The organism is Variovorax sp. BGA-UO-ETr-C22 (assembly GCF_059567965.1).
In genome coordinates this window covers 3,248,033-3,268,554 of record NZ_JCAQPA010000011.1, presented here as the reverse complement: position 1 = coordinate 3,268,554, position 20,522 = coordinate 3,248,033, and the positions used below count along the sequence as shown (strand labels likewise).

Genomic DNA, 20,522 nt, shown 5'->3' with positions numbered 1-20,522 from the left:
AGGGCTTTGCGGGCACTCCACAATGCGCGGCATCCCGCTGCCGTGTTGCAATCTTTCGTCTTCACTGCTTTCGCCCCATGACCGCGTCCCTGCTCCTGTCCACCGACGCCATCCCGCCGAAGGAACGCGGGCCGCTGTGGTGCGAGTGGGTGTGGCGCCACTTCGGCGGCCTCGGCTCCGACCTGTACGGTGACAGCGATTTCGACGGCCACCTGGCGTCCTCGCACGCGGGCGACGTGATCCTCACGCGGCTCGAGGCCAACCGGCATCGTGTCTTGCGAACCCCGCAGATGGCGCGCCTGAGCGATGCGCCCTACCTGAAGATCGTCGCGCCCTGGCAGGGCTCGGCCGAGGTCACGCAGCGCGGGCGCGCGGCGGCCGTGCGCGCGGGCGGCTGGACGCTGTACGACACCACGCTCGACTACACCGTGGCCAACCCCGAGCGCAGCGACCACCTCATCGTGATGCTGCCGAAAGACCAGATCGCCTCGCCCGCGCTGCCGCTGGGCGACCTCGTGGCGCGGCGCATCGGCGGCGACAGCGGCATCTCGCGCGTGGCGCTGGAGACCATGCGCAACACCTACCTGGAGCTGCCCCACATGAGCGAGGCCGCCGCGCGCGGCGCGGGCGAGCTGCTGATCCAGCTGGTGCGCCTGTCGCTCATGGAGCTCGCGGGCCGCAGCACCGCCCAGACCCAGCGCGAGGCGCTGAAAGACCGCATCCACCGCCACGTGGCGCAGAACCTGCGCGACCCGGCGCTGTCGATCGACGGCATGGCGCTGGCCCTGCGTTGCAGCAAGCGCCTGCTGCACCAGGCCTTCGCGGGCGACGACGACACGCTCACCGGCTACATCCAGCACCAGCGGCTGGCGGCCAGCATCCGCGACCTGATCGACCCCGCGAACGCCGCGCGCTCCATCACCGACATCGCGCTGGGCGCGGGCTTCGGCAACCTCTCGCACTTCAGCCGCGTGTTCCGCGCGCACACGGGCGGCAGCCCGAGCGAGTTCAGGCGGCAGGCGACGCTGCCGCGCTGACGACGCGCGCGTGCGCGATGTGCGCCGCGCCGGCCGGCTGCAGGCCGTTGCGCCCGGCCGGGTCGTAGCGCGCCAGTGCTGCGTGGCCGTCGATGTCTTCGAGCAGATCGAGCCCGGTGCCGCGCAGCAGCGCCGCCAGCGTCTTCGGATCGAAGCCCGACAGAAACTCTTCGCCGACCGAGGCCACGTCGCTGCGCAGCTTCTGGAAGGCCTCGGTGCCGGAGGGGCCTGCGTGCAACGTGGCCTCGTCGATGTAGGTGAAGACCAGTTTGCTGCCGGGCGCCGCGCAGGTGGCGATGTCGCGCAGCGCGGCAAGGTTGGCCTCGCGCGTCAGGTACACCGTCACGCCGAGCCACGAGAAGAAGGTCGGCTGCGCGGCGTTGAAGGGCGAACGCGCGAGCGCCGCGCCGAGGCGTTCGGCCGACAGGTCCGCTTCGACGAAATGCACCGATGCGGACGGTGCCACGCCGCAGGCCGCGAGGCGCTGGCGCTTCAGCGGCTGCGTGGCCGGGTGATCGACCTCGTAGATGGCCAGGCCCTGCGCCCAGTCGGGGATGCGGCACACGAAGCTGTCGAAGCCGGCGCCGATCAGCACGTACTGGGCGACGCCGCGCGCGACCGCGTCCTTCAACGCGTCTTCCGTGTAGCGCGAACGCAGGATCACGTCGGGGTAGGCGGCGTTGGCGCGCATCGCGTCGTCGAGTGCCGTCTCTGGCGTGCCCGTCGCGGACGCATCCCGCCGTGCGAGCGCGCGTTCCAGGAACGCGGCGCGCACGGTGTCCGGCACGAGGCGCTCGCCCCAGGTGTCGTCCAGCAGCGGCTCAGGTGCGCTGTGTGAATGGATGGACCGCATGAGTGCGGTGGCGAGGGCGGTGCGGCTGGCTTGCGAAGAAGGATTCAAGGGCGGGGCTCCAGTGGTGCGAGGGCGCGAAGTTTCAATCCGCGTGACGTGTCTGTACAGTGCATTGTTTAAAGCAATGACCTGCACGAAATGAATTCCATGGACCTGAACCTGCTGGCCGCACTCGACGCGCTGCTGAGCACCGGCAGCGTGAGCGCGGCGGCCGAGCGCATGCACCTGAGCGCGCCGGCCATGAGCCACACGCTCGCGCGCATCCGCGAGGCGCTGGGCGATCCGATCCTCGTGCGGGCCGGCCGCAAGCTGGTGCCGACGCCGCGCGCGGTGGCGCTGCGCGATCCGGTGCACCGCCTGATCGCCGACGCGCGCCTGCTGATGCAGCCCGACGGCGGCGTGCCGCTGTCGCGTGTGACGCGCGAGTTCACGGTGTGCGCGCCCGAAGGCATGGGCATCGTCTACGGCGCGACCTTGCTGGCCGCGCTGCGGCGCGACATGCCGTTGGCGCGCCTGCGCTTCGTGCCCGAAAGCGACAGCGATGCGATGGCCCTGCGCGAAGGGCGCATCGATCTCGACGTGGGCACGCTGCCCGACAAAGGGCCGGAGACGCAGACCGCGTTGCTGTACGAGCAACGCATCGTCGGCGTGGTTGGGGCGGGGCACGAACTGCTCAAGGCGCGCGTCACGCCCAAGCGCCTGGCGGCCCAGCAGCATGTCGCGGTCACGCGGCGTGCCAGGTCGGTCGAGCCCCTCGACAGCCTGCTCGCGGCACAAGGCTGCGCGCGGCAGATTGCATTGACCGTGCCCAGCGCCTATGGCGCGCTGATGGCCGCCGCGCGCTCGTCGCTGGTGGCCTGCGTGCCCGAGCCGCTGGCACGCACCGTGGCCGCGAGCCTCGGCCTGGCGATGTTCAAGCTGCCGGTGGCCGTGCCGCCTGAGCAGGTGCTGCAGGCCTGGCATCCGCGCGACGAGGTCGACCCGGCGCACCGCTGTCTTCGTGAGGCGGTGTCGGCCGTGTCGAGAGACGCGCGCTTCGGCCCGCTCACCGGCCGCGACGCGCAGGCCCCGATGCGCGGGCGCGCACTGGCCGCACACCGCGCGCTGCTTGCAGAGTTGCCATGAATGCTTAAGCAGCGCTTGTGTCGAAGCGGGTATCAAACTTAAATCTTCTTGGTTAACCGGTTGCTCGACGGGCGTTCTCGGCTCAAAAAAAAGATGCGTTAACGCGTGCGCAGCCTCGAGAGCGACGCTTCCCGCTGGTATGGTCGTGCGCGCAATTCAGCTCCACGCCACCACGCCCGTTGTCGACGCATTGGGTACTTGCTTCACATGCCCCTTCGTCACGACCGCATCTTTCCGCGCTACGCGTTCTACTGTGTGCTGGCCGGCCTGGCAGCGATCTATGTCTTCTGCGCCATGGTGCTGGTGCCGGCAAAGATCTACATCCTTCCGTACCTCATCACGCCGGACTTCGTGCGCTACAAGGGCGCCTTCTTCGTGCTGGTGCTGGCGATCCCGGCCGCGATCTACCTGATCTGCTGGAAGGGCAGCGACTTCTTCGCGTGGCTGCGCACCCCGCAGGTGCTGACGCTGACCGCGCACGGCCTGCAGCTGGGCACGCAGACCATCGCCTTCGCCGACGTGACGCGGCTGCGCCATCGCCACAACCGCAACCACCTGCTGCTCACCACCCGCGACGGCCAGACGCTGCGCCTGCGGCTCGACCTGTGGGACGACCCGTACGCACTGGTCGCTGAGGTGGAAGAAGCCGTGGGCGAGGTGCTGCGGCACGACGTGGAGCGGCGCCTGCATGCGGGCGACACCGTGCCCTTCGGCGCGTTGGCACTGAATGCCGAAGGGCTGGTGCACAAGGGCCAGCTCATCGCGTGGTCGAGCATCGACACCATCCGCACGCAATCGGACGCCGAAGCGATGGACGTCGACGAGCACCTGCTCATCGTCGCCAACGGCAAGACCCGCAAGATCGATCGCTCCAAGATCGACAACGAACCGGTGCTGATGGTGTGTCTCATGCAGCGCCTGCCGTCGGCCTGAGCCTTCTTCTTTTTCTTTCTTCAATCTCCAAAGTACAGCGACTCACAAAATGGAAATCTACAGCTCCGCCAGCCAACAGGAAAAAACCCGCCAGGACCGCCCCGTCTTCTACTCCCGCACACGGCTGATCGCCGGCGCCACGCTCTGGGTGGTGGTCGCGGTCGTGCTGGCCGTGCTGTGCATCCGCGCGCAGGACAAGAACATCGGCATCCTGATTGCGGCGGGCTTCGGCCTGCTGGCCGCGTGGCTGGCCGTCAAGTGCATCCGCACGCTGGCCAACATCGCCACGCCCGCCTTCGTCATCGGCCGCCAGGGCCTGACCTTTGAGAACGGCCTGCTGCTGCCGTGGCACAACATCGTCGAGAACACCTGGGTCAACCAGGACTACATGGGCATTCCCATCGGCAAGCAGATCCAGATCAAGACCGACCTGCCCAAGCCGAAGGCCCGCGTGCTGCGCCGCGCGACGGCGCTGGAGATTTCGGGCGACGAGTACCTCGCCCTGTGCGACGCCTACGCGGCGTGACGGGCAAACAACCGCGCGTTTGAGCCGCCCGGCGCCTGCTGGTAGGCTGGCGGGCCGCCATCCTCCGGGCTCGCTTTCGCGGGCCCCACGCGCATGAACGCCTCTCACCGCCGGCCGGTTCCGCTGAACAAGGCCTACCGTCTCCTGAACCATGGCCCGACCGTCCTCGTGAGCGCCGCGCACGACGGCCGGCGCAACATCATGGCCGCGGCCTGGGCCATGCCGCTGGACTTCGACCCGCCCAAGGTGGCGGTCGTGCTCGACAAGAGCACCTGGACGCGCGTGCTGCTCGAAGGTGCGGGCACCTTCGCGCTGCAGGTGCCCACGCGCGCGCAGCTCGACCTGACCGAGGCGCTGGGCAACAGCTCGGGCCGCGAGATCGCCGAGCGCGACGGCAGCGACAAGTTCGCCGCCTACGGCCTCTCGACCTTCGCGGGCGACGCCACCGGCACGCCGCTGCTCGAAGGCTGCGCGGCCTGGCTCGAATGCCGGCTGCTGCCGGAGCCGCCGATCCAGCAGCGCTACGACCTGTTCCTGGGCGAGGTGATCGCGGCGCAGGCCGATGCGCGCGTGTTCTCCGAAGGCCGCTGGCATTTCGAGGGCCACGACGAGCTGCGCACGCTGCACCATGTGGCGGGCGGGCACTTCATCGTCGACGGCGAGGCGGTCGATGCGAAGACGCTGCCGCGTTTGACACCGTAGCCTGCATGCCGGACCTGAACCAAGTCATCACCGTCGTCGGCTACAGCCTCATGGGCCTGCTGGCGGCCATGATGGGGTCGCTGGGCCTGGCCGCGCTGTGGACGTGGCGCGACTGGCCCGGCGCCGACCGCCTGACCGGCCTGGCCGCGCGGCTCGCGATCCTCACGTGGATGGTGGGTGGCGTGATGCTGATCGTCGGCGGGCTGGCGATGGCCGGGCTGGCGACCTGGGTCATCTTCTGGGCGTCCAAGCCGCTACCGTCGACGGTGCTCGGTATCGCGGGCTACGTGGCCTCGCGGGCCGTGCTCGTGGTCATGGCGATGCTGCTGGTGCGCAAGGGCGGGCTGGTGCTCGCGGCCTGGTGGGGCGCGAGGAAAGAAGAGGGCGCACCCGAAGCGCCCGGCGCTACAGCACGAAAGGAATGAAGCGCCGCGTGCCGCGCATGTACGCGCGGTAGTCGTCGCCGAAATGCGCGAGGCATTCCTTTTCGTCGCGCAGCGCCGTCAGGAACAGGAACAGCGTGGCCATCAGCACCAGCGCCAGCGTGAGCCAGGTGAACTGTTTGAGGAAGGCGCCCCAGGCCAGCAGCATCAACGCCGTGTACATCGGGTGGCGGATGTAGCGGAAGGCGCCGGTGGTCACCAGCGCCGAGGTCTTTTCAAAGCCGTACAGGGCCGGGTCGTCGTTGCGCGCCTCGCTCGGCTTGCCCTGCGCCTTGAGCAACCGCACCGCGTGGATCGGCAGCCAGATCGACAGCGCGAGCAGCACGCATGAGAGCAGCTGCGTGAACGAGAGCGGATCGACATGCCACACCGGCAGGTTCAGCACGATCAGCACCAGCATGCATTCCCACGCGAAGAAGCGGTAGAAGCCGTGCGAGCCGGGCTGGCTCAGCGGCCCGCGCGACACGTACAGCAGCGCGGCCGTGCCGGCGACGAAAAGAAAGAGCTGGAACCAGAGGAGCATGGCGGCCGAATTTACACGGCCCGCAAGACTCAGCCGGAGATCGAAAACCCGCCGTCGACCGGGATGGCGGTGCCGGTCACGTAGTCGGAGGCGGCGCTGGCCAGGAACACGGCGGTGCCTGCGATGTCCGAGGGCTGGCCCCAGCGGCCGGCCGCGGCGCGCGCCTTCACGCGCTCGTACAGGCCCGGGATCTGGTTGCGCGCACCGTCGGTCAGCTCGGTCTCGAACCAGCCCGGAAGGATGGCGTTGACCTGGATCTGGTCGACCGCCCACGAGAGCGCGGTCGACTTGGTGAGCTGCACGATGCCGGCCTTGCTTGCGGCATAGGCCGGGGCGTAGGGTGCGCCGAAGATCGACATCATCGAACCGATGTTGATGATCTTGCCGCCGCCCGCCTTCTTGAGGTGCGGGTGCGCGGCGCGGCTGCACAGGAAGGCGCTGGTGAGGTTGGTGTCCATCACCTGGTGCCACTCGGCCAGCGCGAGCTGGTCGACGGGCTTGCGCACCGTGGTGCCGGCGTTGTTCACGAGGATGTCGAGCCGGCCGCAGCGCGCGGCGACCTCGTCGAAGGCCTTCTGCACCGAGGCTTCGTCGGTCACGTCGAGTGCGAGCGCGAAGCTGTCGCTGCCCAATGCTTTCAGCGATTCGACCGCGGCGGCCGACTTCTGCGCATTGCGCGCCGCGATGATGACGCGGGCGCCGGCTTTGGCGAGGCCCTGCGCCATGCCGAGGCCGATGCCGCCGTTGCCGCCGGTGACGAGCGCGACTTTGCCTGTGAGATCGAACATCAGGGGGAGCTTTAGGTGGTGGGTTTCTTGGAGACGAGCGTCAGGATATCGTAGCTCGCGACCAGTTCGCCGAGCTGGTTGGTCACCTCCACGTCCCAGGCCACCACGCCCTGGCCCTGGCCGCTCGCGTCCTTCTTGTTGCGGTCGATCTTGCGCTTGCAGGTCAGGCGCGCCTGGATGGTGTCGCCGATGCCCACGGGCTTGACGAAGCGCAGCGTGTCCAGGCCGTAGTTGGCCAGCACCGGGCCGGGCGAGGGCGAGACGAACAGGCCCGCGGCCGCCGACAGCACGAAGTAGCCGTGTGCGATGCGCTTGCCGAAGGGCGAGGCCTTGGCCGCCTCTTCGTCGAAGTGCATGTAGAAGTAGTCGCCCGAGATGCCGCCGAAGGCGACGATGTCGGCCTCGCCCACGGTGCGGCGATGCGTGAGCAGCGAGTCGCCGATGCGCAGCTCTTCGAAGTAGCGGCGGAAGGGATGCACCTCGCTCTCGCGCAGCGCGGCGCCGCGCACGTGCTCGCCGGTCACGGCCGCGAGCATGGTGGGCGAGCCCTGCAGCGCGGCGCGCTGCAGGTAGTGCTTCACGGCGCGCAGGCCGCCGAGCTCTTCGCCGCCGCCCGCGCGGCCCGGGCCGCCGTGCTTGAGCACCGGCAGCGGCGAGCCGTGGCCGGTCGATTCGGCGGCGGCCTCGCGGTCGAGCACCAGCAGGCGGCCGTGCCAGGCGGCGGCCACCGGAATGGCCTTGGCCGCGGTGGCCGGGTCGCGCGTGACCAGCGTGCCCACGAGGCTGCCCTTGCCGCGCGCGGCCAGCGCCAGTGCTTCGTCGATGCTGTCGTAGGGCATGAGCGTGCTGACGGGGCCGAAGGCCTCGATGTCGTGCGCCGCATCGTGTTCGAGCGGCTTGCGGCTCAAGAGCAGCGTGGGCGCGAAGAACGCGCCTTCGCCCACGCCGTCGCCCACGGGCGCGAAGCCGTCGCGCGCGCCGTACACCAGCTCCGCGCCCTGCAGCAGCGTGGCGACGCGCTCGGCCACGTCGGCCTGCTGGTCGCGCGAGGCGAGGGCGCCCATGCGCACGTCTTCGCGCGACGGGTCGCCGATGACGGTCTTGGCCAGGCGTGCGCGCAGCTTCTCGGCCACGGCATCGAGGTGCTGGCGCGGCACGATCGCGCGGCGGATGGCGGTGCACTTCTGGCCGGCCTTGATGGTCATCTCGCGCGCCACTTCCTTCACGAAGAGATCGAACTCCTCGTCGTCGGGCGTCACGTCGGGCGCGAGGATCGCGCAGTTGAGCGAGTCGGCTTCGGCGTTGAACGGGATCGACTGGCGCACCAGGTTCGCGTTCACGCGCAGCTTGGCGGCCGTGTCGGCCGAGCCGGTGAAGGTGACCACGTCGGGGCCTTCGAGGCGGTCGAGCAGGTCGCCCGTGCTGCCGATCACGAGCTGCAGGCTGCCCTCGGGCAGGATGCCCGACTGCACGATGAGTTTCATCAGCGCCTCGGTGAGGTAGCTGGTGGCCGTGGCCGGCTTGCCGATGCAGGGCATGCCCGCGAGGAAGCTGGGCGCGAACTTCTCGAGCAGGCCCCACACCGGGAAGTTGAAGGCGTTGATGTGCACTGCCACGCCGCCGCGCGGCACCAGGATGTGCGTGCCCGCGAAGCCGCCCTTCTTGCCGAGCGGGAAGGCCGGGCCTTCGTGCACGAGGTTGCCCGAGGGCAACTCGTTGGTGCCGATGCTGGCGTAGGCGCTCAGCGTGCCGGCGCCGCCCTCGATGTCGATCCAGCCGTCGGCGCGCGTGGCGCCCGTGTGGGCCGACACGGCATACAGCGCTTCCTTGTTCGCGGCCAGGTACTTGGCCAGCGCCTTCAGGCGTTCGGCGCGCTGCTGGAAGTCGAGCTTCATGAGCGCGGGGATGCCGACGCGGCGCGCGTGCGTCAGCGCCTCGGCGAAGTCGATGGCCTCGGCGTGCGTGCTCGCCACGGCCTGGCCGTTGACGGCGCTGCGCAGCGATTGCGCGGCTTCCTGGCCGATCCAGCGGCCGGCGATGTAGCTTTGAAGGGTGGTCATGGCGCGTGTCCTTTGAAGAGGGAAGGCGCAGCGGCGCGGTGCGCGCGCTGCGCGGGGGTCATTTCTTGTTGCCGATGCCCAGGTAGGTATCGATGATTCGCTGGTCGTGCAGCAGATCGCCGGCGTTGCCTTCGAGCGCCACGGCGCCCATTTCGAGCACATAGGCGCGGTCGGCCACCTGCAGCGCGGCGCGGGCGTTCTGTTCCACCAGCAGCACCGAGACGCCGTGCTTGCGCAGTTGCGACACCACGCGCAGCACCTCGCGCACCACCAGCGGGGCCAGGCCCAGCGAGGGCTCGTCGAGCATCAGCAGGCGCGGGCGCGCCATGAGCGCGCGGCCGATGGCCAGCATCTGGCGTTCGCCGCCGGAGAGCGTGGAGGCCATCTGCGGACGGCGCTCCTTCAGGCGCGGAAAGATCTCGAAGATCTCGTCCATGCGCGCGCGCTGGTCGCGCTGGCCCTTGCGCCACTGGTAGAAGCCGCCGAGCAGCAGGTTGTCTTCGACCGACATTTCGCCGAACAGCTCGCGCCGCTCGGGCACCAGCGCCACGCCGCGCGCCACCATGGTCTCGACGCCGGGGCGCGCGATGCGCTCGCCGTCGAGCGACAGCTTGCCGGTCGACTGCAGCAGGCCCATGGCCGCGCACAGCAGCGTGGTCTTGCCGGCGCCGTTGGGGCCGATCACGGTGACGATCTCGCCTTCGTTCACGTGCAGGCGCACGCTGTGCACCGCCTCGACGGTGCGGTAGGCGACGCAGAAGTCTTCCAGTTGAAGAATAGGATGGCTCATCGGGCGTCTTCCAGCAGTTCGTCGTCGGCGCCGCCCAGGTAGGCCTCGAGCACGCGCGGGTTGGCCTGCACTTCGGCCGGTGTGCCGGTGGCGATCACGGTGCCGAACTCCAGCACGGTGATGCGGTCGGCGAGGTTCATCACGAACTCCATGTCGTGCTCCACCACGAGGATGCCCAGGCCTTCGGCGCGCAGCTGGCCCAGCAGCTCCGACAGCGCGCGCTTCTCCAGGTGGCGCAGGCCGGCGGCGGGTTCGTCGAGCAGCAACACCGACGGCTGGCCGGCGAGCGCGCGTGCGATCTCGACCACGCGCTGCTGCCCCAGCGAGAGCGAGGCGGCCGGCGTGTCGGCGTGCGCGCCGAGGCCGCAGCGCTCGATCTGCTTGCGGGCTTCGGCCATCAGCGCGGCTTCTTCGGCGCGGTCCAGCCGCAGCATCGCCGCGAGCCAGCCGCGTTTCGCGCGCAGGTGCGCACCGAGCGCCACGTTCTCGACCACGCTGCGCTGGCCCAGCAGGCGCACGTGCTGGAAGGTGCGGCCGAGGCCGCGTGCCGCGAAGGCGCGCGAGGGGCGGCCCGACATGGCATCGCCTTCGAGTCGCACCTCGCCCGAGCTGGGGTCGTCCACGCCCGAGATCATGTTGAAGAAGGTGCTCTTGCCGGCGCCGTTCGGGCCGATCAGCGCGTGGATCTCGCCGGCCTTCAGCGTCATCGAGATGTCGTTGTTGGCGATGAGGCCGCCGAAGCGCTTGCTGACCGCGTCGGCCTGCAAGAGCAGCGTGCCCGCCGCCGGCAGCACGCGCTGTGCGAGCTGCGCCGCCGGTGCGGCTGCGTTGGCTGCGGGCACCTTGGCCACCGGCCGCACCCAGCGGCTCACGAGCCGCGCCAGCGTGGGCCACAGGCCGTCGGCAAAGCGCTGCAGCACGAACAGCATCAGCAGGCCGAACACCACCACCTCGAAGTTGCCGCTGGTGCCCAGCAGCGCGGGCAGGATGTCCTGCAGCTTCTCCTTCAGCAGCGTGATCAGCGTGGCGCCGAGCACCGCGCCCCACAGGTGGCCCGCGCCGCCGACCACCGCCATGAACAGCATCTCGATGCCGATGTTCAGGTTGAAGGGCGTCGGGTTCACGAAGCGCTGCATGTGCGCGTAGAGCCAGCCCGACACGGCCGCCAGCAGCGCGGCCAGCACGAACAGCTTGATGCGGTGGCGCGCCGTGTCCACGCCCATCGACTCGGCCATGAGCCGGCCGCCCTTGAGCGCGCGGATGGCGCGGCCTTCGCGCGAGTCGAGCAGGTTGTGCAGCGCCCACAGCGCCAGCAACAGCACGGCCCAGATCACCACGCCGAGCGCGCGTGGCGAGGCCAGCGAGATGCCAGCCACCACCAGCGGCGGCACGCCCGTGATGCCGGTCTGGCCGCCCAGGAACTCCATGTTGCCGAGCAGGAAGTACAGGCTCAGGCCCCAGGCGATGGTGCACAGCGGCAGGTAGTGGCCCGACAGCTTGAGCGTGACCGCGCCGAGCGCCCAGGCCAGCGCGAAGGTCAGCACCAGCCCGAGCAGCAGGCCGAGCCACGGCACCAGCGCCGAACCGGCGATGCCACCGAGCCAGCTCGCGGCCGTCGGCGAAGTGCAGATCCACGCCGTGGCATAGGCGCCCATGCCGACGAACGCGGCCTGGCCGAAGGAGGTCATGCCGCCCACGCCGGTCAGCATGACCAGCCCGGCGGCCACCAAGGCATACAGGCCGATGTTGCTGAGCACCGCGACCGTGAAGTCGGGCAGCCAGCCCCAGGCCAGCGCGAGCGCCACGATGCACACCAGCGTGAGGGTGCGCGGCGTGACCAGCGGACGGCCCGCGTGCGCGGCGGTGGCGGGCGAAGATGAAGTCGACGGCGCGCTCATTCCTCGTCCTCCACGTGGTGGCTGCGCAGCGAACGCCACCACAGCACCGGAATGATCAAAGTGAACACCAGCACTTCCTTGTAGGCGCTGGCCCAGAACGAAGAGAAGGCCTCCAGCAGGCCGACCAGCAACGCGCCCGCGAGCGCCAGCGGGTAGCTCGCGAGCCCGCCGACGATGGCGGCCACGAAGCCCTTCAGGCCGATGAGAAAACCGGTGTCGTAGTAGACCGTGGTGATCGGTGCGATCAGCAGGCCCGACACCGCGCCGATGAGCGCCGCGAGCGCAAAGCTCAAGTCGCCCGACAGCTCGGTGGGAATGCCCGAGAGCCGCGCGCCCACGCGGTTGATGGCCGTGGCGCGCAGCGCCTTGCCGACCATGGAGCGGCCGAAGAACCAGAACATGGCGATCACCAGCAGCAGCGTGACGCCCACCACCACGAGCGACTGGCCGCTCACGGGGATGCCGCCGATGTCGAAGCGCACGTCCGAGAACGGCGTGGTGCGCGAACCTTCGGCACCGAAGAAGAACAGGCCCAGGCCGACCAGCACGCCATGCAGCGCGACCGAGACGATCAGCAGCATCAGCACCGTGGCGTCGGCCAGCGGGCGATAGGCCAGGCGATAGAGCAGTGGGCCCAGCGGCGCGATCAGCACCAGCGTGGTCACCGCCTGCATGGTCATCGACGTGGGCTTGAGGCCCAGCACCAGCACCGCGGCGATCGCCGGGAAGGCGACGCACCAGGTGAAGGCCGAGCGCCAGTCGATGGTCGCGCCGCGCTTCCAGCGCCACACCTCCACGGCCAGCGCCATGACGCCCAGCGCCACCAGCAGCCACAGCGTGGCCGGCGTGCGCCCGCCCTGCAGCGCAGCCATCGAGAGCGCGCCGAAGGCGACGAACTCGCCCTGCGGAATGAAGATCACGCGCGTGACCGAAAACACCAGCACCAGCGCGAGCGCCATCAGTCCGTAGACCGCGCCGTTCACGATGCCGTCCTGCCCCAGCAACAGGGCAATCTGCAAGTCCATAAAACAACCTTCGGGCGTCGCCCGTGATTCAGATCAGGAACACCGAGGAACCGGCTTTGCCGGGCCTCAGGTGTTGCCCCCGGTAGGGGGTTGGAGAAGCGACACGAAGTGCGCGAAGCCTGGGGGCGAGTTCAGTGCTTCAGGGCTGGAATTTCCAGGCGCCGTTTTCGATCTTCACCATCACGCGTGCACGCTGGTCCAGGCCCAGGTGGTCGGCCGCGGTCATGTTGAACACGCCGTGCGCGCCCGACACGTCCTTGGTCTGCTCGAGCGCATCGCGCAGGGCGGCGCGGAACTCGGGCGTGCCCGGCTGGGCCTTCTTCAGCGCGACCGGCACGGCCGAGCTCATCAGGAGGCCCGCGTCCCAGGCGTGCGCGCCGAAGGTCGAGACCGTGCCCTTGCCGTAGGCGGCTTCATAGGCGGCGACGTAGGCGAGCGCAGACTTCTTCACCGGGTTGCTGGCGGGCAGCTGGTCGGCCACGAGCACCGGGCCGGCCGGCAGGAAGGTGCCGTCGACGTCCTTGCCGCCCACGCGCAGGAAGTCGGCGTTGGCCACGCCGTGCGTCTGGTACATCTTGCCGGTGTAGCCGCGCTCCTTGAGCGTCTTCTGCGGCAGCGCGGCCGGCGTGCCGGAGCCGGCGACCAGCACCGCGTCGGGCTTGGCCGACATGAGCTTCAGCGCCTGGCCGGTGACCGAGGTGTCGGAGCGCGCATAGCGTTCGTTGGCCACGATCTTGATCTTCTTCAGGTCGGCGGCTTTGGCGAACTCCTGCGACCAGCCTTCGCCGTACGCGTCGGAGAAACCGATGAAGCCGACCGTCTTCACGCCGTTGGCGGCCATGTGCTCGGCGATGGCCAGCGACATCATGATGTCGTTCTGCGGCGTCTTGAAGACCCACTTCTTCTTGGCGTCCATCGGCTCGATGATGCGGGCCGAGGCGGCCACCGAGATCATCGGCGTCTGCGCCTCGCTGGCCACGTCGATCATCGCGAGCGAGGCCGGCGTGGTGGTCGAGCCCAGGATCACGTCGACCTTGTTCTCGGCGATCAGCTTGCGCGTGTTGTTCACGGCGGCCGTGGTGTCGGAGGCATCGTCCAGCACGATGTAGTTGATCTTCTGCCCGCCGATCGTCTTGGGCATCAGCGCGATGGTGTTCTTCTCGGGAATGCCGAGCGACGCCGCCGGCCCGGTGGCCGAGATGGTCACGCCGACGTTGACGTCGGCCCAGGCCGAGAGGGCCGTGGCGCACAGGGCGGCGATCAGCAGGGGCTTGAAGAATTTCATGGTTGGTTTGTCTCCGGGTTGAAAGGGGAAAGGCCGAGGGAAAAGCCGTGCGTTCAACGCTCGTCGAAGGACAGCGTGACGCGTTCGGTCAGGGGGTGGGCCTGGCAGGTCAGCACGAATCCCGCGGCCACCTCATTCTTGTCGAGGGCGAAGTTTCTTTCCATGCGGACTTCCCCGTCCACGCACTTCGCGCGGCAGGTGCCGCACACGCCCGAGGTGCACGAGAACGGCACCTCGAGTCCGGCCGCCGACGCCGCATCGAGGATGCTGGGCTGGCCCTCGGTGTAGGTGATCTCGCGCTGCAGGCCGTCGCGCACGATGGTCACGCGCGCCTGCTTGGCGTCGCCCGGCTGCGCCTCGTGCACCACCGCGCCGACCTGGCTGGCCGAGGGCAGCGCGACGCCGAAGCGCTCGATGTGGATGCGGTCCTCGGGCACGCCCGCGGCGAGCAGCGCGGCCTCGGCCTCGTCGTTCATCTGGAACGGGCCGCACACGTACACGTGGTCGATCTGCGCGGCGGGCACCACCGAGGCCAGGAACTCGCCGATCTTCTCGCGGTTCATCACGCCGAAGCCCAGCGGCGAATCGGTGTGCTCGTCGGAGAACACGTGCTGCAGCACGAGGCGCGTCATGTAGCGGTTCTTCAGGTCCTCGATCTCTTCCTTGAACATCGTGGACTGCAGCTGGCGGTTGCCGTAGATCAGCGTGAAACGGCTCTTGGGCTCGCGTGCCAGCACGGTCTTCATGATCGACAGGATCGGCGTGATGCCGCTGCCGCCCGCAATGCCGACGTGGTGGCGCGCGGCCTCGGGCTCGATGGGCACGAAGAAGCGGCCTTGCGGCGCCATCACCTGCAGGCTGTCGCCGGGTTGCAGGTGGGCGTTGATCCAGTTGGAGAACACGCCGCCGCGCACCTTGCGCACGCCGACGCGCAGCTCGCCGTCGTCGAGGCCGGCGCAGATCGAATAGGAACGGCGCAGGTCCTGGCCGTCGATGTCATGGCGCAGCGTGAGGTACTGGCCCTGCGTGAAGCCGAAGACTTCGCGCAGCGCCGGCGGCACCTCGAACGAGACGATGACGGCCTCGTGCGTGTCGGGCTCGATGGCCTTCACGCGCAGGGGGTGGAAGAGGGTGCTCATCGTGGGCGTGCCTCAGATAGGCTTGAAATGTTCGAAGGGTTCGCGGCAGGCCATGCAGCGATAGAGCGCCTTGCAGGCGGTGGAGCCGAAGGCCGACAGGCGCTCGGTGCGCTCGCTGGCGCAGCGCGGGCAGGCGATGCGCTCGCCGGCCATGCGGCCGAACAGCTTGATCGGCATGGCGGTGTTGGAGGCCTGCTCGGGCGTGAGGTGCGCGGGCGGCGCGATGCCGTAGGCCTTGAGCTTGTCGCGGCCTTCGTCGCTGATCCAGTCGCTGGTCCAAGCGGGCGCGCGGCGCAGCGTGGCGCGCGCGCGGCCGAGGCCTGCGTGCTCGATGGCGGCCAGCACGTCGTGCTCGATGGCTTCGGTGGCGGGGCAGCCGGAGTACGTTGGCGTGAGCACGATCTCCAGGCCGTCGTCGTGTTCGATCACCTCGCGCACGATGCCCAGGTCGCAGACCGACACGGCCGGCACCTCGGGGTCGGGCACGGTGTGCAGCACGGCCCACGCCGCATCAATGCGCGACGCCAGTGCGTTCGTCACCACACGCCTCCGGGGAAGCTGCGCTGCAGGTGCTGCATCTCGGCCAGGATGTAGCCCATGTGCTCGCTGTGCACGCCGTGCTTGCCGGTGCTGCGGAAGGCGGCTTCCTTCGGCATGGCGAGGCCGGCGGCGTCGAGCACCTGTTGCATCTCGGCCAGCCACGGCTCGCGCAGTTCGCTCCAGGCCGGGCCGAGGCCGCTGGCGCTGGCCTGCGCGTCGACGTCGTCGCTGTCGAACAGCTCGGGCACGTAGAGCCACAGCTGCTTGAGCGCCTTCTCGGTGCGGCGGCGCGATTCGTCGGTGCCGTCGCCCAGGCGCACGACCCAGTCGGCCGAATGCTGCTGGTGGTAGCGTGCTTCCTTCAGCGCCTTGCCGGCGATGGCGGCCACCTCGGCGTCGCTCGACGCGGCCAGGCGTTGCCACAGCAGCTTGAGCAGCGTGGCGACCATGGTGTTGCGCAGCACGGCAAAGGCGAAGTCGCCGCGCGGCAGCTCGACCAGCGTGAGGTTGAAGTAGTCGCGCTCGTCGCGCAGGTAGGCGAGCTGGTCTTCGTCGTGCGCGCGGCCGGCCCCTTCGAGCTGGCCGGCGTGCGTGAGCACCGCGCGGGCCTGGCCGACGAGGTCGAGTGCGATGTTGGCCATCGCGATGTCTTCTTCGAGCACCGGTGCGTGGCCGCACCATTCGCCCAGGCGCTGCGCGAGCACCAGGCAGGTGTCGCCGATGCGCAGCAGGTAGTGCACGGCGGGCGTGCGGTTCAGTTCGATCGAGGCTTGCATGGCGTGCCGTTCCTGGCTCACATGTGGTCCACGGACTTGGGCAGCGCGTAGAAGGTGGGGTGGCGGTACACCTTGTCTTCGGCCGGGTCGAAGAACATGTCCTTGTCGCCCGGGTCGCTGGCCACGATCTGGTCGGAGCGCACCACCCAGATGCTGCTGCCTTCCTGGCGGCGCGTGTAGACGTCGCGCGCCATCTGGATCGCCATCTTCGGGTCGGCCGCGTGCAGGCTGCCGCAGTGCTTGTGGTCCAGGCCGGCCTTGCTGCGCACGAACACTTCCCACAGGGGCCACTCTTGCTTCACTTCGGTGCTCATGCTGCTTCCTTCATCGGTTGTTTGTTGGCGTGGGCCAGGGCGGCTTCGCGCACCCAGGCGCCGTCGTCCCAGGCGTCCACGCGGGCCTGCAGGCGTTCGCGGTTGCAGGGGCCGTCGCCGGCGATCACGCGCCAGAATTCGCTCCAGTCGATGACGCCGAAGTCGTGCGACTGGCGTTCTTCGTTCCACTTGAGATCGGGGTCGGGCAGCGTCACGCCGAGGATCGCGGCCTGCTCGACGGTGGCGTCGATGAACTTCTGGCGCAGCTCGTCGTTGCTGAAGCGCTTGATGCCCCAGCGCATCGACTGCGCCGAGTTGGGCGACTGGTCGTCGGGCGGGCCGAACATCATGATCGAGGGCCACCACCAGCGGTTGACCGCGTCCTGCACCATCGCCTTCTGCGCGTCGGTGCCCTGCTTCATCATCGTCAGCAGTGCTTCGTAGCCCTGGCGCTGGTGAAAGCTTTCCTCGCGGCAGATGCGGATCATGGCGCGCGCATACGGTGCGTACGAGCAGCGGCAGATCGGCACCTGGTTCATGATGGCCGCGCCGTCGACCAGCCAGCCGATGGTGCCCATGTCGGCCCAGCTGAGCGTGGGGTAGTTGAAGATCGAGCTGTACTTGGCCTTGCCCGTGTGCAGCGCGTCGAACATCTGGTCGCGCGAGGTGCCCAGCGTTTCGGCGGCGGCGTACAGGTACAGGCCGTGGCCGCCTTCGTCCTGCACCTTGGCCAGCAGGATGGCCTTGCGCTTGAGCGTGGGCGCGCGGCTGATCCAGTTGCCCTCGGGCAGCATGCCGACGATTTCGGAGTGCGCGTGCTGGCTGATCTGGCGCACCAGCGTCTTGCGGTAGTGCTCTGGCATCCAGTCTTTCGCCTCGATGAAGTCGCCCGCGTCGATGCGCGCGTCGAAGCGTTCCTCGAGACGCAGCTCGTCGGCGGAGCGCACGGCCTTCTGCTTGCCGTCGCCTGCGTCCTTGCCCATCGTGTCCATGGCCTGGGTGTACATGTGCGTGTCCTTTCGGTGCGGTGTGTGGGGCGCGCGGGCGCTCAGCGCGGGCGCGTGTCGACGACGCGCCGGGCCTTGCCGGTCTGCGTGCGTTCCATTTCGTCGGGGCCGTGCACGACCACGCGGGTGGAGATGCCGATGAGCGTCTTCACGCGGTGCTGCACCCACTCGGAAATCGCGTTGCGGTCGGCCGCGGCGGCTTCGTGCGGCGTGAGTTCGCAGTGCACCTCGACCTGGTCGAGCAGGCCTTCGCGGCTCACGCGCACCTGGTACAGGCCGGTGAGGGCGCTGTGCGCGAGCACGATCTCTTCCACCTGCGTGGGGAAGACGTTGACGCCGCGGATGATCATCATGTCGTCGCTGCGCCCGACGATCTTGCCCATGCGGCGGAACGACCGCGAGGTGGGCGGCAACAGGCGCGTGAGGTCGCGCGTGCGGTAGCGCACGATGGGCATGGCCTCCTTGCTCAGCGAGGTGAAGACCAGTTCGCCTTCTTCGCCGTCGGCCTTCAGCTCGCCGGTCTCGGGGTCGATGATCTCGGGGTAGAAGTGGTCTTCCCAGATCACCGGGCCGTCCTTGCTCTCGACGCATTCGCTGGCCACGCCCGGGCCCATCACTTCGGAGAGGCCGTAGATGTCGACCGCGTCGATGCCGGCGCGGGTCTCGATGTCGCGGCGCATGGCCTCGGTCCACGGCTCGGCGCCGAAGATGCCGACCTTGAGCGAGCTGTCTTTGGCATCGAGACCCTGGCGCTCGAACTGCTCGATGATCACCTGCATGTAGCTGGGCGTGACCATGATGATGTCGGGCTTGAAGTCCTGGATGAGCTGCACCTGCTTCTCGGTCTGGCCGCCCGACATCGGGATGACGGTGCAGCCCGCGCGCTCGGCGCCGTAGTGCGCGCCGAGGCCGCCGGTGAAGAGGCCGTAGCCGTAGGCGACGTGGATCATGTCGCCGGGCCGTCCGCCCGCTGCGCGGATGGAGCGCGCGACGAGGTCGGCCCAGGTGTCGATGTCGTTCTTCGTGTAGCCCACCACGGTCGGCTTGCCGGTGGTGCCCGACGACGCGTGGATGCGTGCCACCTGCGTGCGCGGCACGGCGAACATGCCGAAGGGGTAGTTGTCGCGCAGGTCGGTCTTCACCGTGAACGGGAATTTCGACAGGTCGGCCAGCGACTTCAGGTCGTCGGGGTGCACGCCCTTGGCATCGAAGGCCTGGCGGTAGTGCGGCACGTTGTCATAGGCGTTGCGCAGCGTGGCGCGCAGGCGCGTGAGCTGCAGGGCGGCGATCTCGTCGCGGCTGGCGGTTTCGATCGGCTCGAGGTCGCCGGGGGCGGGGCGTTTCACGGTCATGGTGGGGTGTCTCCTCAAGCGGCCGGGACGGCCGGCCGGCCCTTGGCGGTGTACGAGCGACCGCGGAACATCGCGATGCGCTCGCCGCGCTGGTTGGTGATTTCGGTGTCGTACACGCCGGTGCGGCCGGCCTTGGAGACTTCGAAGCAGCGCGCGGTGAGCACGTCGCCCTCGCGCGCCGGCGCGAGGAAGTCGATGGCGAAGCCCGAGGCCACGGTCAGCTCGTTGTACGAGTTGCAGGCGAAGGCGAAGGTGGAATCGGCCAGCGTGGCCATGAAGCCGCCGTGGCAGATGGCGTGGCCGTTGAGCATGTCGGGGCGCACGCGCATCTCGAGCGTGGCCTGGCCGGGGCCGACCTCCACGATGCGCATGCCCAGGCCCTTGCTGGCGTTGTCGTTCGCGAACATGCCGTCGCGCACGTACTCGGCGGTCTGTTGCGGGGTGCGGGAGGAAGCGTCGGTCATCTCAGCGGTCCTTGAACACCGGGGCGCGCTTGGCGCGGAAAGCCTCGACACCTTCGCGGTAGTCGTCGGCGTTGCCCATCTCGCGTTGGATGCGCGCTTCCTCGGCAAGTGCCGCGCCCAGGTCGAGGTTTTGCGCGGCGGCCATCGCTTCGCGGGTGGCGACCAGGGCGCGCGTGGGCATGCCGGCCAGGCGCGCCGCCAGCGCGGCGGCGGTGTCGGCCAGGGCCGCGTCGTCCACGCACTGCCAGATGAGGCCGATGCGTGCGGCTTCTTCGGCCGGGAGCTTGTCGCCCAGCATCGCGATGCCCAGCGCGCGCGCCGGGCCCACGAGGCGCGGCAGCAGCCAGGTGCCGCCGGTGTCGGGCACGAGGCCGATCTTGGTGAAGGCCTGGATGAAGCTGGCCGAGCGGCCGGCCACGACGAGGTCGCAGCACAGCGCGAGGTTGGCGCCCGCGCCGGCCGCCACGCCGTTGACGGCGGCAACCACGGGCACCGGCATCGAGCGCAGGCGCCCGACCAGCGGGCCGTAGTAGGTGGAGATGACGTGGCCCAGGTCCTTGGGCGCGGCACCCGGCGTGGGGTCGGGCGCGACCGACGGGTCGGCCAGGTCCTGCCCCGCGCAGAAGGCGCGGCCGGCACCGGTGAGCACCACGCAGCGCACGCTGCTGTCGGCGGCCGCGGCTTCGAGCGCGGCCAGCAGCTCGGCGTGCAGCCCGGTCGTGAAGCTGTTGAGCGCTGCGGGGCGGTTCAGGCTCAGCGTGCGGACGGCGCCGCTGTTGCTGATGAGTACCAAAGGCTCAGTCATGCGTGTCTCTTTCATCCTTTGTGGGGACGGCTCGGTGCGTAAACACTATTGACCGACCGTTCGGTTGATTTTAGGATCGACCTCGATTCCGGCACAAGCGGGGTGCATTCAGGGCAAACCCTAGGAAGGTGTGAATG

The 20,522-nt window shown here is 69.3% G+C and carries 22 protein-coding genes; 6 read left to right on the top strand and 16 right to left on the bottom strand.

The features are described from left to right. The first annotated feature begins 77 nt into the window (after positions 1-77). Positions 78-1,037, top strand: a complete 960-nt coding sequence (locus AC57B8_RS35630) for an AraC-like ligand-binding domain-containing protein (protein WP_139700034.1) — start codon at positions 78-80, stop codon at positions 1,035-1,037. Here AC57B8_RS35630 and AC57B8_RS35625 read toward each other — a convergent pair. Then, positions 1,009-1,938 carry a class I SAM-dependent methyltransferase gene (locus AC57B8_RS35625; protein WP_496482213.1) on the bottom strand — a complete coding sequence of 310 codons (930 nt, stop codon included), beginning with the start codon at positions 1,936-1,938 and terminating at the stop codon, positions 1,009-1,011. The two genes, AC57B8_RS35630 and AC57B8_RS35625, sit on opposite strands and share 29 nt — an antisense overlap. Positions 1,939-2,028: 90 nt before the next feature. Between AC57B8_RS35625 and AC57B8_RS35620 the strand changes: the two genes are divergently transcribed. The 5 genes from AC57B8_RS35620 (at position 2,029) to AC57B8_RS35600 (ending at position 5,601) form a co-directional block, all read left to right on the top strand. Continuing rightward, positions 2,029-3,015 (top strand): LysR family transcriptional regulator, encoded by a 987-nt coding sequence (locus AC57B8_RS35620; RefSeq protein ID WP_496482212.1) that lies wholly within the window; start codon positions 2,029-2,031, stop codon positions 3,013-3,015. Positions 3,016-3,222: 207 nt separating this feature from the next. Further along, the gene (locus AC57B8_RS35615; protein WP_496482211.1) at positions 3,223-3,948 is read left to right on the top strand and encodes a hypothetical protein; all 726 of its coding nucleotides are present in this window, start codon (positions 3,223-3,225) and stop codon (positions 3,946-3,948) included. 49 nt (positions 3,949-3,997) lie between these two features. Continuing rightward, positions 3,998-4,474, top strand: coding sequence for a hypothetical protein (locus AC57B8_RS35610; protein ID WP_062478668.1), 477 nt, complete (start codon positions 3,998-4,000; stop codon positions 4,472-4,474). Positions 4,475-4,567: 93 nt separating this feature from the next. Continuing rightward, the gene (locus AC57B8_RS35605; protein ID WP_369631617.1) at positions 4,568-5,176 is read left to right on the top strand and encodes a flavin reductase family protein; all 609 of its coding nucleotides are present in this window, start codon (positions 4,568-4,570) and stop codon (positions 5,174-5,176) included. Between the two features lie 5 nt (positions 5,177-5,181). Next, positions 5,182-5,601 carry a hypothetical protein gene (locus AC57B8_RS35600; RefSeq protein WP_496482210.1) on the top strand — a complete coding sequence of 140 codons (420 nt, stop codon included), beginning with the start codon at positions 5,182-5,184 and terminating at the stop codon, positions 5,599-5,601. On the opposite strand, the gene AC57B8_RS35595 is transcribed toward AC57B8_RS35600, so the two are convergent. The 15 genes from AC57B8_RS35595 to AC57B8_RS35525 form a co-directional block, all read right to left on the bottom strand. Next, positions 5,582-6,142, bottom strand: a complete 561-nt coding sequence (locus AC57B8_RS35595) for a methyltransferase family protein (RefSeq protein ID WP_095949416.1) — start codon at positions 6,140-6,142, stop codon at positions 5,582-5,584. The genes AC57B8_RS35600 and AC57B8_RS35595 overlap by 20 nt on opposite strands. A 29-nt stretch (positions 6,143-6,171) precedes the next feature. Next, complete coding sequence (locus tag AC57B8_RS35590) at positions 6,172-6,930, bottom strand: SDR family NAD(P)-dependent oxidoreductase (RefSeq protein WP_496482209.1); 759 nt, start codon at positions 6,928-6,930, stop codon at positions 6,172-6,174. Positions 6,931-6,941: 11 nt separating this feature from the next. Further along, a complete protein-coding gene (paaZ, locus tag AC57B8_RS35585) occupies positions 6,942-8,990 on the bottom strand; it encodes a phenylacetic acid degradation bifunctional protein PaaZ (RefSeq protein ID WP_496482208.1) in 2,049 nt (682 codons plus the stop codon). 58 nt (positions 8,991-9,048) lie between these two features. Further along, complete coding sequence (locus AC57B8_RS35580) at positions 9,049-9,780, bottom strand: ABC transporter ATP-binding protein (protein WP_062478652.1); 732 nt, start codon at positions 9,778-9,780, stop codon at positions 9,049-9,051. Continuing rightward, positions 9,777-11,678, bottom strand: a complete 1,902-nt coding sequence (locus tag AC57B8_RS35575; protein WP_496482207.1) for a branched-chain amino acid ABC transporter ATP-binding protein/permease — start codon at positions 11,676-11,678, stop codon at positions 9,777-9,779. Before AC57B8_RS35575 ends, AC57B8_RS35580 begins: the two co-directional genes overlap by 4 nt. After that, complete coding sequence (locus AC57B8_RS35570; RefSeq protein ID WP_062478648.1) at positions 11,675-12,703, bottom strand: branched-chain amino acid ABC transporter permease; 1,029 nt, start codon at positions 12,701-12,703, stop codon at positions 11,675-11,677. Before AC57B8_RS35570 ends, AC57B8_RS35575 begins: the two co-directional genes overlap by 4 nt. 139 nt (positions 12,704-12,842) lie before the next feature. Next, a complete protein-coding gene (locus AC57B8_RS35565; RefSeq protein ID WP_070063655.1) occupies positions 12,843-13,988 on the bottom strand; it encodes an ABC transporter substrate-binding protein in 1,146 nt (381 codons plus the stop codon). Between the two features lie 53 nt (positions 13,989-14,041). Continuing rightward, positions 14,042-15,127: a 1,2-phenylacetyl-CoA epoxidase subunit PaaE gene (paaE, locus tag AC57B8_RS35560; protein ID WP_062478643.1), complete on the bottom strand. Its 1,086-nt coding sequence runs from the start codon at positions 15,125-15,127 to the stop codon at positions 14,042-14,044. Positions 15,128-15,139: 12 nt separating this feature from the next. Then, the gene (gene paaD, locus AC57B8_RS35555; RefSeq protein ID WP_496482206.1) at positions 15,140-15,670 is read right to left on the bottom strand and encodes a 1,2-phenylacetyl-CoA epoxidase subunit PaaD; all 531 of its coding nucleotides are present in this window, start codon (positions 15,668-15,670) and stop codon (positions 15,140-15,142) included. Further along, positions 15,664-16,443 (bottom strand): 1,2-phenylacetyl-CoA epoxidase subunit PaaC, encoded by a 780-nt coding sequence (gene paaC, locus AC57B8_RS35550; RefSeq protein WP_095949436.1) that lies wholly within the window; start codon positions 16,441-16,443, stop codon positions 15,664-15,666. The genes paaD and paaC overlap by 7 nt, the downstream gene beginning before the upstream one ends. 17 nt (positions 16,444-16,460) lie before the next feature. Then, entirely contained in the window at positions 16,461-16,757 is a 297-nt protein-coding gene (paaB, locus tag AC57B8_RS35545) for a 1,2-phenylacetyl-CoA epoxidase subunit PaaB (RefSeq protein ID WP_062478634.1), read from the bottom strand. Continuing rightward, positions 16,754-17,764, bottom strand: coding sequence for a 1,2-phenylacetyl-CoA epoxidase subunit PaaA (paaA, locus tag AC57B8_RS35540; protein WP_153280350.1), 1,011 nt, complete (start codon positions 17,762-17,764; stop codon positions 16,754-16,756). The genes paaB and paaA overlap by 4 nt, the downstream gene beginning before the upstream one ends. Before the next feature lie 41 nt (positions 17,765-17,805). Continuing rightward, on the bottom strand, positions 17,806-19,116 hold the full coding sequence (gene paaK / locus AC57B8_RS35535) for a phenylacetate--CoA ligase PaaK (RefSeq protein ID WP_307696314.1): 1,311 nt from the start codon (positions 19,114-19,116) through the stop codon (positions 17,806-17,808). 14 nt (positions 19,117-19,130) lie between these two features. Further along, the gene (gene paaI / locus AC57B8_RS35530; RefSeq protein WP_495265681.1) at positions 19,131-19,580 is read right to left on the bottom strand and encodes a hydroxyphenylacetyl-CoA thioesterase PaaI; all 450 of its coding nucleotides are present in this window, start codon (positions 19,578-19,580) and stop codon (positions 19,131-19,133) included. Position 19,581: 1 nt separating this feature from the next. Further along, positions 19,582-20,385 carry an enoyl-CoA hydratase-related protein gene (locus tag AC57B8_RS35525; protein WP_496482205.1) on the bottom strand — a complete coding sequence of 268 codons (804 nt, stop codon included), beginning with the start codon at positions 20,383-20,385 and terminating at the stop codon, positions 19,582-19,584. Positions 20,386-20,522 lie beyond the last annotated feature (137 nt).